The 14,061-nt window shown below is 64.6% G+C and carries 13 protein-coding genes; 7 read left to right on the forward strand and 6 right to left on the reverse strand.

Annotated features, from left to right (window positions below):
* Positions 1–29: 29 nt before the first annotated feature.
* Positions 30–1,394, reverse strand: a complete 1,365-nt coding sequence (locus H292_RS0125570) for an MFS transporter (RefSeq protein WP_020113290.1) — start codon at positions 1,392–1,394, stop codon at positions 30–32.
* Positions 1,395–1,574: 180 nt separating this feature from the next.
* On the opposite strand from H292_RS0125570, the gene H292_RS0125575 reads away from it, so the two are divergent.
* Complete coding sequence (locus H292_RS0125575) at positions 1,575–2,186, forward strand: GyrI-like domain-containing protein (protein WP_020113291.1); 612 nt, start codon at positions 1,575–1,577, stop codon at positions 2,184–2,186.
* Here H292_RS0125575 and H292_RS0125580 read toward each other — a convergent pair.
* Both H292_RS0125580 and H292_RS0125585 read right to left on the reverse strand, forming a co-directional pair.
* Positions 2,168–3,622 carry an MATE family efflux transporter gene (locus H292_RS0125580; RefSeq protein ID WP_020113292.1) on the reverse strand — a complete coding sequence of 485 codons (1,455 nt, stop codon included), beginning with the start codon at positions 3,620–3,622 and terminating at the stop codon, positions 2,168–2,170. The two genes, H292_RS0125575 and H292_RS0125580, sit on opposite strands and share 19 nt — an antisense overlap.
* Positions 3,623–3,767: 145 nt before the next feature.
* Positions 3,768–4,214: a MarR family winged helix-turn-helix transcriptional regulator gene (locus H292_RS0125585; protein ID WP_019667730.1), complete on the reverse strand. Its 447-nt coding sequence runs from the start codon at positions 4,212–4,214 to the stop codon at positions 3,768–3,770.
* 64 nt (positions 4,215–4,278) lie between these two features.
* On the opposite strand from H292_RS0125585, the gene H292_RS0125590 reads away from it, so the two are divergent.
* Complete coding sequence (locus tag H292_RS0125590; protein WP_020113293.1) at positions 4,279–5,580, forward strand: MFS transporter; 1,302 nt, start codon at positions 4,279–4,281, stop codon at positions 5,578–5,580.
* A gap of 54 nt (positions 5,581–5,634) precedes the next feature.
* On the opposite strand, the gene H292_RS0125595 is transcribed toward H292_RS0125590, so the two are convergent.
* Together H292_RS0125595 and H292_RS0125600 are read right to left on the reverse strand one after the other, a co-directional pair.
* On the reverse strand, positions 5,635–6,588 hold the full coding sequence (locus tag H292_RS0125595) for a hypothetical protein (protein ID WP_020113294.1): 954 nt from the start codon (positions 6,586–6,588) through the stop codon (positions 5,635–5,637).
* A gap of 123 nt (positions 6,589–6,711) precedes the next feature.
* Complete coding sequence (locus tag H292_RS0125600; protein WP_020113295.1) at positions 6,712–7,743, reverse strand: LacI family DNA-binding transcriptional regulator; 1,032 nt, start codon at positions 7,741–7,743, stop codon at positions 6,712–6,714.
* Positions 7,744–7,955: 212 nt separating this feature from the next.
* Between H292_RS0125600 and H292_RS0125605 the strand changes: the two genes are divergently transcribed.
* A complete protein-coding gene (locus H292_RS0125605) occupies positions 7,956–8,879 on the forward strand; it encodes a sugar phosphate isomerase/epimerase family protein (RefSeq protein ID WP_019667726.1) in 924 nt (307 codons plus the stop codon).
* A gap of 34 nt (positions 8,880–8,913) precedes the next feature.
* Positions 8,914–9,939, forward strand: coding sequence for a Gfo/Idh/MocA family protein (locus H292_RS0125610; protein WP_019667725.1), 1,026 nt, complete (start codon positions 8,914–8,916; stop codon positions 9,937–9,939).
* Between the two features lie 10 nt (positions 9,940–9,949).
* On the opposite strand, the gene H292_RS0125615 is transcribed toward H292_RS0125610, so the two are convergent.
* On the reverse strand, positions 9,950–11,140 hold the full coding sequence (locus H292_RS0125615; RefSeq protein ID WP_230620912.1) for an ROK family protein: 1,191 nt from the start codon (positions 11,138–11,140) through the stop codon (positions 9,950–9,952).
* A gap of 53 nt (positions 11,141–11,193) precedes the next feature.
* On the opposite strand from H292_RS0125615, the gene H292_RS0125620 reads away from it, so the two are divergent.
* The 3 genes from H292_RS0125620 to H292_RS0125630 all read left to right on the forward strand — a co-directional run.
* Positions 11,194–12,381, forward strand: coding sequence for an MFS transporter (locus tag H292_RS0125620; protein ID WP_019667723.1), 1,188 nt, complete (start codon positions 11,194–11,196; stop codon positions 12,379–12,381).
* Between the two features lie 85 nt (positions 12,382–12,466).
* Positions 12,467–13,330: a CPBP family intramembrane glutamic endopeptidase gene (locus tag H292_RS0125625; protein ID WP_231383928.1), complete on the forward strand. Its 864-nt coding sequence runs from the start codon at positions 12,467–12,469 to the stop codon at positions 13,328–13,330.
* 155 nt (positions 13,331–13,485) lie between these two features.
* On the forward strand, positions 13,486–14,061 hold a 576-nt coding region (locus tag H292_RS0125630), incomplete at its 3' end, for an MlaD family protein (RefSeq protein ID WP_020113297.1).

The raw sequence follows: 14,061 nt of genomic DNA on the forward strand, positions 1-14,061 counted from the left end.
CCCCGGGCAGTCGACCCGCTACGTGGGGGTCAGATCATGTCCACAGCCTTCGTCTCTACGAGGGCCTTGGTGCAGGCGAGGCTGAGAACGGACAGCAGTGCAAGCATCACGCCGACGGCGATACTGCCGAACTGCGCGGTCAACGGGGCCGCAAGCAGAGGAGGAATCGCGCCACCCAGTACACCCGCCAGGTTGTACCCGAGTCCCGCTCCGGTGTACCTGAACCTGGTCTGAAACAGCTCGGGAAGCAGGGCGCCCGTGGGACCGTACGCAATACCGAAAATGGACAGGGTCACACACATCGCAAACACGTACGCACCGGGGTTGCCGGTATCGAGCAGCGGAAACAGGACGAGTGTCCACGGAATCGCCACCGAGCAGGACGCCATGATGACGCGGCGACGGCCGACACGGTCGGAGTACACCGCGGACAGCCCGATTGCGATGCCGAACACCACGGCCCCGAGGATTCCGGTCCACAGTACGAACGGCCGGTCGAATCCCAGAGTCTTGGTCCCGTAACTGGTCAGATATGCGGTGCCCATGTAGAAGAGGGAGAACAGCGATGCCAGTGCACCTGCGGCGAGCAGGACCTCGCGCTTCTGCACGTGCCACGCGTCGAGCACGGGGAGCTTCGTCGCGCGGGCCTGTACCTTCTCTTCCTCTGCCTGGTTCGCACGGAAGATCGGTGTCTCCTCGATCGCCAGCCTCATGTAGAGACCGATCAACACCAGCACCGCGCTGAGAAGGAACGGAATTCGCCAGCCGTAGTCGAGGAAGACCTCGTTGGTGTCACCGAACACCGCCCCGGTGATGAGGAACGTCCCACTCGAGAGAATGAACGCCGCCGACGGGCCGAGCTGCGGAAACATACCGTAGAAGCCACGTTTCTTCGCAGGCGCGTACTCGGCGGTCAACAGCGTTGCGCCCGCCCATTCACCACCCACTGCGAACCCCTGTCCGAACCGAAGAACGACCAGGATGATCGGCGCCGCAACACCGATCGTGGCAGCACCGGGCAGAAGTCCGATCACGAAGGTGGAGATTCCCATGAGGAGGAGCGTGGAGATCAACGTCTTCTTACGGCCGATCCGGTCACCGAAGTGGCCGAAGAGCACTGCGCCCGCCGGACGCGCGATGAAGGCGACCGCGAACGTCGCGAACGATGCGACCGTTCCTGCCGTCGAGCCGAGAGCAGGAAAGAACACCGTCGGAAAGACAAGTGCGGCGGCGGTTCCGTAGATGAAGAAGTCGTAGAACTCGATGGTCGTGCCGATGCCGCTCGCGACCGCGACCTTGCGAACACTCGTCGTCGGTACCGGATGCGGTGCGGACGACGGTGTCGCGTCGGGGGTTCGACGGGTGACCGCGTCGTCGGGTGTCAGTGATGTCATGTCTCTCCAGGAATCGGCGCCGAAAGGGTGGTCGGTTCAGGATCGAGACGTTATGTGACGCGCGCCATAGTCGACTACCCCCGCATGGGGGTATCCGGTCCACCGAGAAGATCGCACGCGAGGGACCCCTGGCGGTACGGTGATCCCCTGGCCACCTGAACGGCGCGAGGGGAGCAGGCGATGAAGATCGACTTCAAGAAGACGATCCCGACCTACTCCGCGCGGCAGGGGCGCTTCGACGTCGTGGAGGTCCCGCCCCTGCAGTACATCGCGATCGACGGTTCCGGTGATCCCAACACCGCCCCGGAGTACCGAGAGGCGCTCCAAGCGTTGTTCCCCGTCGCCTACGCCATCAAATTCGCGAGCAAGAACGAGCTCGGGCGCGACTACGTCGTCATGCCGCTCGAAGCGCTCTGGTGGGCACCGAACATGAACTCCTTCACCACCGCCCGAGACAAGGCGCAGTGGAAGTGGACGGCGATGAGCTTGATCCCCGACTGGATCGACGACGAAAAAGTTTCTGCCGCACAAGATTCCGTCGAGCGAACAGGTAACCCAGTGGGTCTTCGGCGAATCCGAACCATGACGCTGGACGAAGGCCGGTGCGTGCAGACACTGCACGTCGGCCCGTACGACGACGAGGCAGCAATCCTGGCGACGATGCACGACGACGTCATCCCACGAACCGGTGCGTCGATGACGGGGAAGCATCACGAGATATACCTGAGCGATGCACGACGGGTCGAACCGTCCAGGCTCAGAACGATTCTGCGTCAGCCCATCTCTCCCTGACCGGCACCGAGTACGGCGTCGGCCGGTTCGGCATCACCCTCGTCCAGGCCTCGTGCGATGGCGGTTCGCGAGGCGAGCCACAAAGCGACGCCCGCGACGAGCACGAGACCTTCACTGACGGTCAGCGCCCAGATGATGCCGTTCAGCCCGAACCAGAGGTTGCCGAGAACGACGATGGGGACGAACGCAAGACCCTGCGTCATCGACATGATCGTCGCCGGAAGTACGCGACCGGTTGCCTGGAACAGTGTAGTGACCAGTCCCGCGGCACCGTTGAAGATCATCGACACCAACTGAGCCGTGATCACGACACCGCCGAGGGCGAGCAGCGAGGTGTCTGCGACGAACGCTGCGAACACCTGCTCGCGGAACACGAACACCGCAGCGGAGAAGACCAGCGCGATGACGCCGACGGCCACACCGGCACCCCGCACCGATGCATACAGTCGCCGCGCATCACCCTTGCCGTAGGCGTAGGCGAGCAGCGGCAGGCAACCGAGCGTGACACCCATGATGAGAAATTCAGGCACCTGCGCAATGCGTACCGCTACACCCATGGCCGCGAGCGGTCCGTCACCGTACGCAGCGGCGAGGTTGTTCAGAACCAACGAGGTGACCACCAGGAAACCTGCCTGAGTCAGCTCACCGACGCCGATTCCGAACACCGGCCCGGTGATCGACCGCGTCAGCCTCACATGCCTCGGTGCGAGGCTGACGTGTTCACTGTGCCGTGACAGCCACGTCACGAAGTACACGGCGGTGACAACGTTCGCGAGGCCGACCGACAGTGCCGCACCGGCGACACCGAAGTGCAGTACGAGAATGAACAGTACGTCGAACACCACGTTCGCGACGGTCGACAGGATCAGGCCGATCATCACCTGCCGCGTCGCGCCCTCTGCTCGCACCAGCTGCTCGAGGCAGAAGGACGTCGTCAGCACCGGAACGAACACCAGCAGCACCACCACGAACGCCGTCGTGGCATGGACCTCGTTGCTCTGCGCGCCGAGCATCGCAACGAGTGGATCGACGAAAACGACTCCGGCGGCACCGATCACGACACCCACCGCGGCAGCTCCCCACACCGAGAACGAGGCCACGTGCTTGATCTCTCCGGCCTTCGACGGATCGGCCTCGGACCCTCCGAGCAGCCGTGAGATCAATGCGCTACCGCCGGTGCCGAACACTCCGCCCACGGCCATCACGATTCCCAGAACCGGTGAACCGAGGGTGACGGCAGCGAGGAGTGTGGCGTCGTGGAGCGAACCGATGAACCCTGCGTTGACCACGTTGTAGACCGCGGTCACGATCAGCGCGGCGGCCATCGGAATACACAAGTGCACGAGCGCACGAAAAATCGGTGCGGACGACAGATACCACCGGTTCGAACCTTCGGTCTCGGTGACGTTCTCGGTAGAGGCGGTGGAGGTATTCATGGCAACTCCTCGTGTGCAGCGGTGGGATCCGGGCATGGTTGGGATCCGGGCATGGGTGCGAAAGCCCTGTCCGACAACGCGGTACGCGGGCACGGTCGGTCGACGCATCGGCGTCGTCGATGCGTCGGAGGTGGGGCGAGGTCGGTCAGTCGCGGGACGGGGGCGCGAGCTCTGCGGTGACCTTGCTCAGAAGCGTGTGCAGAGTGGTTCGTTCGTCGTCGTCGAGCGGCCCGAGGAGCTTGTCCTCGATCGCCCTCATCGCGTCGTCGAATCCGGCGATCAGTGCGCTGCCGGATTCTGTGGCGTAGACCCGTTTGATGCGTTCGTTCGTCGGATCGGGACGCCGCTCGATCAACCCTCGTGCCTCGAGTCCCTGCAGAAGACTCGACACACTGGCGGGCGTGGTCCGTGTCATGTTCGCGATGTCCCGCTGGATCGCCCCGGGCGACCTGGTCAGGTAACCGAGGACGAAACTCTGCTGGTGACCGAGGTCGCGTTCACGAATCCAGTCGAGGCCGGCCTGCTGCTGAGCCCATCCGATCCACCTCAGTAGGTCGAGAGTGCTGGTGAGATTGACGTCAGGTCCGGTCATAGTTAGAAATCTAACCGTTAGAGTTCAAACTGTCAACGGCGTGCTCGATCCCTGCCTCAGTCCGATGTCTGACACGATGTCGGTCATGACGTTCGCGTTGCGGGGGACTTCGTTCACGGTCGGCACTCTCACGCTGCTCACCGCGCTCTATTTCGCCCAGGGTCTTCCCTACGGATTCTTCACCACTGCGCTGCCGGTCGTCCTGCGCGAGTCCGGATACTCCCTCGTCAAGATCAGCGCGACCGGGTTCCTGTTCCTGCCCTGGGCACTGAAGTTCCTGTGGGCACCGTACGTGGATCGCTACGGCACCCGGCGACGGTGGTTGCTCGGCCTGCAACTGGGCGCAGCTGCCGTGGCCCTGGGAATGGCCTTCCTCGAACTGTCCACGAGCCTGCGCTGGCTGTTCGTCGGAATCTTCCTCGTCAACGTTCTGTCCGCGACTCAGGACATCGTCACCGACGGCCTCGCCGTCCGACTCCTCGGTGTCCGACAACGCGGCGTGGGCAACGGAATTCAAGTCGGTGCATACCGGATCGGAATGATCTGCGGGGGAGGTTTGCTGCTGTGGCTCTTCTCGCTCGCCGGATGGCGCGCGCTGTTCGTCACGATGTCCGTGCTGCTGATCGCCACGACGATTCCGGTCCTGTTCGCCCGTCGACCACTAGCCGAAGCCGACGTGGACACCACCGACGAATCCGAAGCGGGCCCGCTCGTTCGGGCTTCGCTCCTGACCATCGGATGGTTGGCCAGGCTGCGACGCCCGGGGATGGTGGCGTTCATCGGGCTCGTCGCGCTGTTCAAGTTCGGTAACTCGATGGGCTCGGCGCTCGTCGGCCCCTTCATGTCCGACAGCGGCCTGACTCTCGCCCAGATCGCGTTCGTCGACGGGGGACTGTCCTCGGTGGCGGCGCTCGGCGGCGCTGCACTCGGCGCGTGGCTGTCTGTGCGCTACGGACGACGGCGGTCACTGCTCGTCGGTGGTGTCACTCAAACCGCAAGTCTGGCACTCTATGTGGTCGCATCGTTGGGCGTCGGCGGATTTCCACTCCTCGTCACTGCGAGCGTGGCAGAGCACGTACTCGGAGGCGCAGCGACCGTCGCGATCTTCGCACTGATGATGGATGCAGCCGACAAGCGTTTCGCAGGAGCCGACTACACACTGGTCGCATGTGCGGTGGTGTTCTCGCAGGGTGCTGCAGGGCTCGCTGCCGGCGTGGTCGGCGACGCATTCGGGTTCACGGCAGTCTTCGGCGTTGCACTGATTCTGTCCGGAATCGGATGCCTGGTCCTTCTCGTCGCGCTCGACCGAGGCATCGGGCCCAGCGGGCTGAAGGAGACCTTTCCGCCGCGTGTCACGCGCGCGTGAGCGCAGGGCCCGACAACGGCCCGGCCCCAACGGAAGTGGGGCCGGACCGCAGTATCAGTCGACGGCGATGATGGAACCGGCGATCGCGGCCAGTCTCGTCTGCGTCGCGGAGACCACACCGTGGCGGTTCTTGTGTGCTTCCTCGAACGCGAGAATCGTCCGAAGCTCCTTCGGATCACTCGAGTCCTTGATCGCTGCCACGGCTTCCGCGACGTTCAAGGATTCGTAGTCGTCGATCGGTAGCTCGTCGGCGTCCAGAACGCCTGCGGCGGAACGTGCAGAGTGGATGGCGTCGGCGACGCCGTCGACACCTTCCTCGCGCACGACGTCCTCCGCAGCCTCCAATGCCGCGTCGCGGCTCGCCGACAGCGTTCGAGCGGCGATGTCGCCCGCATGCGCGCCGCGGCCCAACAGCTCGGACAAACGATTCGGTGTGGATCGGGCGACATCCAGTGCGCGGTCGATGCCCCGAGCAGACCACGTCGCGGGCGCGTTCACGATCTTGACGGCCCCACCGGCAGCCGCTTGAAGCGGTGTCCTGCGCAGGGCGACGGGGCCTCCGAGTGCTTCCTCGGCGAGAACTGTCTCCAGCCACTCGACCGTGGCCGAGTGCGCACGAACGAGACGGTCTGCCAGTTGGACGACGCTCCGCTCGGAATCCGCCGTCGCAAGCGCCTTGATGTACTTGGAGCGACTGACCAGCTGGTGTTCCAGAGCGAGGTCGCCCAGAAGCGCCTCGTCGAACGGCTGGGCCTGCTCGGCGAGCGTCTTGAACAATGCAAGCGTCCGACCCACGAGAGGCCCGACGATGTCGGGAAGCCCGCCGAGATCACGCAACTCCGACTCGATGGCGGCCGCACGTTCGCGCCCGTTCGCGGCGTTCTGTGTGAGTTCGGTACGGACGGCATCCGTGCGGGCCTGCGCCACACGGGTTTCCGCGACCTGAATTTCGGTGTTGGTCAGCTGAAGTACGGCTCGCAACTGCGCGAACAGGGTGGGTGTAGCCATCGTGCGCTCCTGTTGGTCGAGTGGGTGGTTCCGATCGGTGCCAACTGTCGTGCCAGGCACTGTGTCGTCGGGTAGCCCACGCACGACCACGGCAAACCGTGGAGCGGATGTGTGACCAAGCTCTCAGGCGCCGCGGTAGTCGGCGGTACCGTCGGATCCCTCGCTCCTGGGCGGACCCGTCGTCGATCGAACGACCAGCTCGGGTTCGATGACGCACTCGAAGCCTTCGGTCCGATCGTCGTCCAGCCGGGTGACGGTGAACTCGAGTGCCCTCCTGGCCAATTCCTCGCCGTCCTGGCGCACCGTGGTCAGGTCGATACGCGCCAGCCGCGACAACGGCGAATCGTCGTAGCCGACGATGGACACGTCGCCCGGAATGGACACCCCCGCCCGGGTGAGTTCGTCCATGATGCCCAGCGCCGATCGGTCGTTGCCTGCCATGACCGCCGTCGGAAGCTGTGCCTCGGACAGAAACGATCGCGCAGCAGCGGCGCCTGCTTCTTCGTCGTGCGCACCGCCCACGACGCGGGCGAACGTATCGAGTCCGTGCCTTCGCATGGACGCGACGTAGGCGCGTCTGCGCGCATCCGACACAGCGTGATCACCGCCGTCGACATGGACGATGCGAGAGTGACCCAGTTCGACGAGATGATCGACCGACGCACGGATGCCTCTGCTGTCCGCAGAACGAACCGTGTTGACCGGGGGAGAATCGGGCCCACGGGCAGGAATCTTGCGGCCCACGATCGTCAGGACGGCTCTGGCCGCGACGGACCGCAGGTACTCGGAATCGGAGAGCGGATTGAACAGAATCAGCCCCTCGCACCGGTGGCTGAGCAAGGCCTCGATCGCTTTGCGTTCGTCGCGAGTCGGGCCGCTGGCCGACAACAACACGTCGTATCCGGCGGTTTCGGCGGCGTCGTAGACGGTCCCGAGCATCTCGGCCTGGAACGTCTGCTTCACGTCGGTCAACACTCCGAGAGTGCGGCTCCGGCCACGAGCGAGCAGTTGTGCCGCCCGATCCGGTTGATAACTGAGCTCGTCGGCCGCGGCGAGGACTCGGTCGCGTGTCTCCTGGGAAGCACCCGGTTTGTCGCTGAAGATCAGCGACACAAGTGTCCGCGACACACCCGCACGCTCGGCGACATCGGCCATCGTCGGACGTCGATGCGGCGTTGATTCCGGCGATGGATGCACGGTGTCCCCCTGGAAAGTGACCGCGTACGAAGCGGCATTCAGAATGTCTTGACAATCACACAGTGGATCATCATAGTATACGACTGAAGCGCGTCAGTAACGCGCGTCAGATCCAGATCTTCCTCGTAAGCGCGTCGAGGCGCGCACCGAGACTTCTCGAAAGGACAACCATGAGCGTGATCCGCGTTGGATCTGCACCGGATTCGTGGGGCGTGTGGTTCCCGGAAGACCCGCAGCAGACGCCGTACACCCGATTCCTCGACGAGGTTTCGGCATCCGGTTACGAGTGGATCGAGCTCGGTCCTTTCGGATACCTGCCCACCGACCCCAAGCAGCTTTCCGACGAGTTGGCGGCACACAACCTCAAGCTCTCGGCGGGAACCGTGTTCGAACACCTGCACCAGGACGACTCCTGGGATGCGGTCTGGACCCAGATCGAGGACGTCGCCAAGCTGACCGCTGCGGTCGGTGGCAAACACGTCGTCGTCATCCCAGAGATGTGGCGTGACCCGGGCACGGGCGCCGTTCTCGAGGACCGCAACCTCACCGCAGACCAGTGGCGCAAGAAGACCGAGGGAATGAACGAGCTCGGCAAGCGCATGTTCGAGCAGTACGGCGTCAAGGCGCAGTACCACCCGCATGCCGACAGCCACGTCGACACCGAGGAGAACGTCTACCGATTCCTCGACGGAACGTCGAGCGAGTTCGTGAACCTGTGCCTCGACACCGGCCACATCAGCTACTGCGGCGGCGACAACATCGCCATCATCGAGCGCGCTCCCGAGCGCATCGGATACCTCCACCTCAAGCAGGTCAACGTCGAGGTCCGGGCCAAGGTCGAAGCCGAGGATCTTCCGTTCGGTGAGGCGTGCAAGCTCGGCGCGATGACCGAGCCGCCGCTGGGAATCCCGGACATGCCGCCGCTGCTCGGAACCATCGAGCGCCTTGCCGACGAGGGCAAGCTGACCGCGGACATCTTCGCAATCGTCGAGCAGGACATGTACCCGTGCGCTCCCGATGTGCCGCTGCCGATCGCGCAGAGGACCCAGAAGTACCTGAGCTCCTGCGGAATTCCCTCCGTCACCTTCAAGTAACGCGCCCGCCGCACCCTGACGAAAGAGATCTTCAATGTCGAACGAACTCCGCATCGCCGTACTCGGTGTCGGAATGATGGGCGCCGACCACGTCGCTCGAATCACCAACAAGATCGCCGGCGCGCGTGTGGCCGTGGTCAACGATTACTTCACCGAGAAGGCCGAGGAACTGGCAGCCACGATCCCTGGTGCTCGTGCCGTGGCCGACCCGTTCGAAGCCATTGCCGACCCCGAGGTGGACGCCGTCCTGCTCGCGACGCCGGGACCCACCCACGAGAAGCAGCTCCTCGCATGCCTCGAGCACGGCAAGCCGGTCCTCTGCGAGAAGCCGCTGACCACCGAGGTCGAAACCTCACTCGCCGTCGTGAAAGCCGAAGCAGCCCTGGGTAAGACCCTCATCCAGGTCGGCTTCATGCGTCGATTCGACAACGAGTACGCAGAGCTGAAAGCGCTCATCGACTCCGGTGACATCGGCCGCCCGCTCGTCGTTCACTGCGCGCACCGCAACCCCGCCGTGCCGCCGAACTTCGACAGCGCGATGATCGTCAAGGACTCACTGGTGCACGAGGTCGACGTCACCCGCTTCCTCCTCGACGAGGAGATCACGTCGGTCCAGATCATCAAGCCGTCGGCGAACGCGAATGCACCCGAAGGCCTACAGGATCCGCAGATCGCCATCTTCGCGACCGAGTCCGGACGCCACGTCGACGCCGAGGTGTTCGTCACCACCGGCGTTGCGTACGAGGTTCGCACCGAGGTCGTCGCAGAACTGGGCAGCGCGCAGATCGGCCTCGACGTCGGCCTCGTGCGCAAGACGAAGCCCGGCAACTGGGGTGGCACGATCACTCCGTCGTTCAAGGAGCGTTTCGGACAGGCGTACGACACCGAGATCCAGCGGTGGGTCAACGCCGTCAAGGCAGGCGCCGAGACCGGCAACTACATCGACGGACCCGGCGCATGGGACGGCTACGCGGCTGCAGCCGTCTGTGCAGCAGGCGTGAAGTCGCTCGAGTCCGGTGAGCGTGTCGCCGTCGACATGGTCGACCGCTCCAGCATCTGACACACCCGCTTCACCCGAGTCCGAGGGTGGACCACTCCGCGAGGGAGATATCCGTCGTGATGTGGTCCACTCCTCGGTGCACGGCCCCGTACAGCGGGCCGTCGTCGCCGTGTACCCCGTCGAGAACCTCGGGGGGAGCGGCTTTTCTGAAGGACATGAGGCCCTCGACGTACGCGCGGCGAAAACTGTCCTGCGCTGCGCCTCGAAGGGCAGGAGCGAGGCCGCCGAGCGTGACGACCTCCGGGTCGTGCAAGTTCACCAAGCCGGCGATCCCGCGCCCGAGGGACTTGGCGACCCAGTCGAACGCAGGGGCGAGTCCGCTGTCTCCGGCGTCCAGCTTCGCCACGAGGTCGCGGGCGTAGCCAACCGGATCCGCCGGGGGAGCGTCGCCGATCGACGACGCCAGTGCGCGCCCGTCGATCGACAGATCCCAGCAACCCCGCGCGCCGCACGGGCACTGCACGGCAGGGTCTCCGAACGGTATGTGGCCGTACTCGCCCGCCGCGCCGCGGGCACCGGTGGTCGGCGTGCCGTCGACGACGAGCGTCCCGCCGATTCCGACGGCGATGATCAGATGCAGAGCCGTCGACGCTCCTCTGGCCGCACCTGTTCTCGCCTCTGCCAACCCGGCCAACGTTGCATCGTTCCCGACAAGGAACGCCACATCCGACGGAAGCCCCGCCGTCATCGGTGTGAGGTCTGCATCCGTCCAGCCACGCGGCGTGAACTGAACGAGTGTGTTGTCACTGACCGTGCCTGCCACGGAAAGGGATACCGCGCGGACCCTGCCGTCGGATTCGAGGTGGATGCGCTCGATCTCCTCGGCCATACCCGCCAGCACCTCGTCGGGATCCGGCCGCGAGCGAGGAGCGCGCGACACGATGACCGGATCTCCGAAGATGTCGGAGACAGCCAGCCGCCAATCGCTCGAGCGGAGTTCCGCAGCAAGTACCAGCGGACCTTGGGGGTGCGGTCCGAGGACCGTCGTCGGACGACCGCGGCCGCGTGTCTTCGCCGGTGTTTCGTCGAGGATGCGCGCATGCTTCAGTCGGGCGACGAGCTCGGTTGCCCCTCCGCTCCCGATGCCCAGACGCTGAGCAGCTTCAACCCTGGTGATGCCGGGGTTCGCGCGTACGACGGCCGTCAACTGGGCCGCGCCGAGCCATCGAGCGCGCGCGGACGTATCGGAAGTAGTTGCCATCGCGGATCATCTTCTCACTTGATTAAACTCAACAATTGAGTATATTACGTCCGATGTCGACCGGAGACACGAGCACGCGAACCGACGGGGGCCTGCGCACCAATACGAAGGGGCTGCTGTCCCTGTCGCTGGCGTCGTGCTTGGCGGTGACCACCGAGATGCTGCCGGTGGGGCTGCTCCCGGTGATGGGCCGATCGTTCGGCGTCGCGGAATCGTCGATAGGCCTTCTGGTGAGCCTGTACGCGGGTCTTGTGGCGCTTCTCGCCGTGCCGATGACCATCTGGACACGCCGGTTGCCACGTAAACCGATTCTCGTCGCGACGCTCGGCGGATACGTCGTCAGCAACCTCGTCGTCGCCCTGTCGCACTCACTCGAATGGCTTGCGTTCGGTCGCGGCATCGGCGGCGTCGCGCACGCATTGTTCTTTTCTCTGTGCATCGGGTACGTGCCCCGACTCGTCGGACCGGCGAACCTCGGCAGGGGATTGGCGATCGCTGCAGCTGGTGCCACGGCCGGTTATGTACTGGGAGTGCCGATCTCGACATCGATGGGCAATGCCATCGGATGGCGATCGTCCTTCGTGGTACTTGCCGTGCTGTCCGCCGCCACCGTCGTCGCCGTGACAATCCTTCTCCCTGCAGTCCCCGGCGACGCGGGCCGACGCGAAAAGTCTCGCGGCCACGGCAGTCTCTCGGTCGTGGTGACTTCCAACGCGCTCACCTTCCTCGGCCACTACACCGTCTACACCTACATCAGCATCCTGCTTCTGAATGCCGGAGTCGTCGAATCTGCGCTCGGACCGGTGCTTTTGATCCTCGGAGCATGCGGCGTGCTCGGATTGTGGCTCACCGGACGTACGCTCGACCGCAGTCCGCGCCGAACGATGCTCGTGGTGCTCGGTCTCGTCGCGACATCGATCGTGGCAGTCGGGAGCACACACCTGTGGTTGTTGCCGCTTCTCGTGTGCACCGCTGTGTGGTCCGGTGCGTTCGGGGGAGTTCCGTCGATGTACCAGTCCGCCGCAGTCCGAACAGAACCGACGTCACCGGAGACCGCAGGCGCGTGGATCAACGCGACGGCGAACGTGGGGATCGCGGGCGGTGCCGGGGTGGGAGGCATCGTTCTGCCGTGGCTCGGCCTCGGCGGCCTCGCACTCACGGGAGCAGCGTTGGTCGCCGCTGGTTTGCTCGTCGCATCCTTCGCCCGAACCAGCGTTTCGGCCTCCGCCACCTCGTCGTGACCGTGTCCCTCGTGGTAGACACAGGCCGGACCGCGCAGCACCTACCGAGCGACGCGGACGACACGAAGCGAAGGCGGGGTCGAGAATGTCTCGCATGTGGGGGCGCGCCGCCGACTGGTATCGCCCGAACCCGGCGGTCACGTGCGCGCTGGTGGTCGTCCTGGTGTCGCTGTGGACGGCCGTGTATTCGGTCAGCATCCTCGGCGCTCTCTGGCGATTGCGCGATCCGAACGCACCGATGCCGATCCTGAGCGTCCGAGATCAAGCCGCCGACCTCGCGGTGCTGGTTGTACAGCTCGCACTCGGCACGATCGCGATCACCGCGGTCGCCTACCTACGGCGATCGGACATCGGGGAACTTCTACCGCGCAGGCAAGGAACGGCCGTCGACGCAGCAGTCGCCTGGTGTGCCGCGATCGCCGCCGCGTCGGCCCTCGCTCTCGTGCTGGACCGACTCTCGGTGGCGCGGTTCGATTTCTCGGTGCCGGCAGTGGTCGAATCTCCGGCGTTGGCAGTGCTCACCGCCCTGTCCGCCGGACTACGTGAAGAACCACTGCTGGCAGCACTTCCTGTGTTGCTCTTGGTCGGTCGAATACCCATCGGGTGGGTCATGATCCTCGCCGGGTGCATGAGAGGGCTCCTGTACCTGTTCTTCGGCGGCGGCGGCTTCGTGTGGGCCGCACTGTGGGGAGCGGCCGCAGTATGGGTGTACTTCAAGTACCGGCGACTGTGGGTGCTCGTCGTCGTTCACGGAATCGCCATGAACATTCAGGTGCTGGACCGAGTGATTCCGCTCGACAGCGCCGCCACGCTTCTTCAGTGGGCGAACATATTGATCATGTTCGGTGCGTTGACGATGTGGTTGGTGCCACGCGCCCTCGGAGGGATTCCGTCCACCCCTGTGTCCGACGAGGTCCCGCGGCCGACAACGCCGCCCGTCGAACGGTAGGCGTCACTCCCGAATGGACGTGACCGGTTCAGCGACCGTACCCGCGGTAACCGACACCGTGAGTGTGATGCGCAGCACGTGGCCCTCGTGCAGGTGATACAGGTAACCGTCGCCGCGTAGTGGGCGTTACCGCCGGTTACATTAAGCTCCGAACAATGATCGAATCCACCTCCGCGGTGAAGCGCAGGCTGCTGGGACTGCTGCTGTTTCTCATGATCATCGTGTTCGTGACGTGGTCGGTCACCTCGTACAGCAAGACTTTCAAGAAAGTCGTCAGTATCGACCTGGTGACCGATTCGGTGGGTAATGCGTTGCCCAGCAACGCGGATGTGAAGGTTCGCGGTTTGATCGTCGGTGAAGTGCGGTCGGCGTCGTCGGTCGACGGTGTGGTGACGGCGAAGTTGGCGATCGATCCGGACAAGGCCGATCTGATTCCGTCGAACGCGACGGCGCGGTTGTTGCCCAAGACGTTGTTCGGTGAGCGGTACGTGGCGTTGCAGATTCCCGAGAACGACACGGCGTCGCCGATCACCGACGGGACCGTGCTCAGGCAGGACACCAGTGGCAGTGCCATCGAGGTCGGTCAGTTGTTGGACAACTTGCTGCCGTTGCTCGAAGCGATTCCGCCGCAGGATCTGGCGAGCACGTTGGGTGCGTTGGCGCAGGGTCTGAGTGGTCGTGGTCAGGAGTTGGGGTTGACGATCGATCGGTTGGACACGATCTTCAAGGGT

The sequence above is a fragment of the Rhodococcus sp. 114MFTsu3.1 genome, from assembly GCF_000383555.1.
GTDB lineage: Bacteria > Actinomycetota > Actinomycetes > Mycobacteriales > Mycobacteriaceae > Rhodococcoides > Rhodococcoides fascians_E.

Bases quoted from the DNA above. Each gene is read 5' to 3' on its own strand.
- H292_RS0125570 (WP_020113290.1), bottom strand. From the start codon at position 1,394: ATGACATCACTGACACCCGACGACGCGGTCACCCGTCGAACCCCCGAC.
- H292_RS0125610 (WP_019667725.1), top strand. From the start codon at position 8,914: ATGTCGAACGAACTCCGCATCGCCGTACTCGGTGTCGGAATGATGGGC.
- H292_RS0125590 (WP_020113293.1), top strand. From the start codon at position 4,279: ATGTCTGACACGATGTCGGTCATGACGTTCGCGTTGCGGGGGACTTCG.
- H292_RS0125595 (WP_020113294.1), bottom strand. From the start codon at position 6,588: ATGGCTACACCCACCCTGTTCGCGCAGTTGCGAGCCGTACTTCAGCTG.
- H292_RS0125620 (WP_019667723.1), top strand. From the start codon at position 11,194: ATGTCGACCGGAGACACGAGCACGCGAACCGACGGGGGCCTGCGCACC.
- H292_RS0125605 (WP_019667726.1), top strand. From the start codon at position 7,956: ATGAGCGTGATCCGCGTTGGATCTGCACCGGATTCGTGGGGCGTGTGG.
- H292_RS0125575 (WP_020113291.1), top strand. From the start codon at position 1,575: ATGAAGATCGACTTCAAGAAGACGATCCCGACCTACTCCGCGCGGCAG.
- H292_RS0125615 (WP_230620912.1), bottom strand. From the start codon at position 11,140: ATGGCAACTACTTCCGATACGTCCGCGCGCGCTCGATGGCTCGGCGCG.
- H292_RS0125625 (WP_231383928.1), top strand. From the start codon at position 12,467: ATGTCTCGCATGTGGGGGCGCGCCGCCGACTGGTATCGCCCGAACCCG.
- H292_RS0125585 (WP_019667730.1), bottom strand. From the start codon at position 4,214: ATGACCGGACCTGACGTCAATCTCACCAGCACTCTCGACCTACTGAGG.
- H292_RS0125600 (WP_020113295.1), bottom strand. From the start codon at position 7,743: ATGGCCGATGTCGCCGAGCGTGCGGGTGTGTCGCGGACACTTGTGTCG.
- H292_RS0125580 (WP_020113292.1), bottom strand. From the start codon at position 3,622: ATGAATACCTCCACCGCCTCTACCGAGAACGTCACCGAGACCGAAGGT.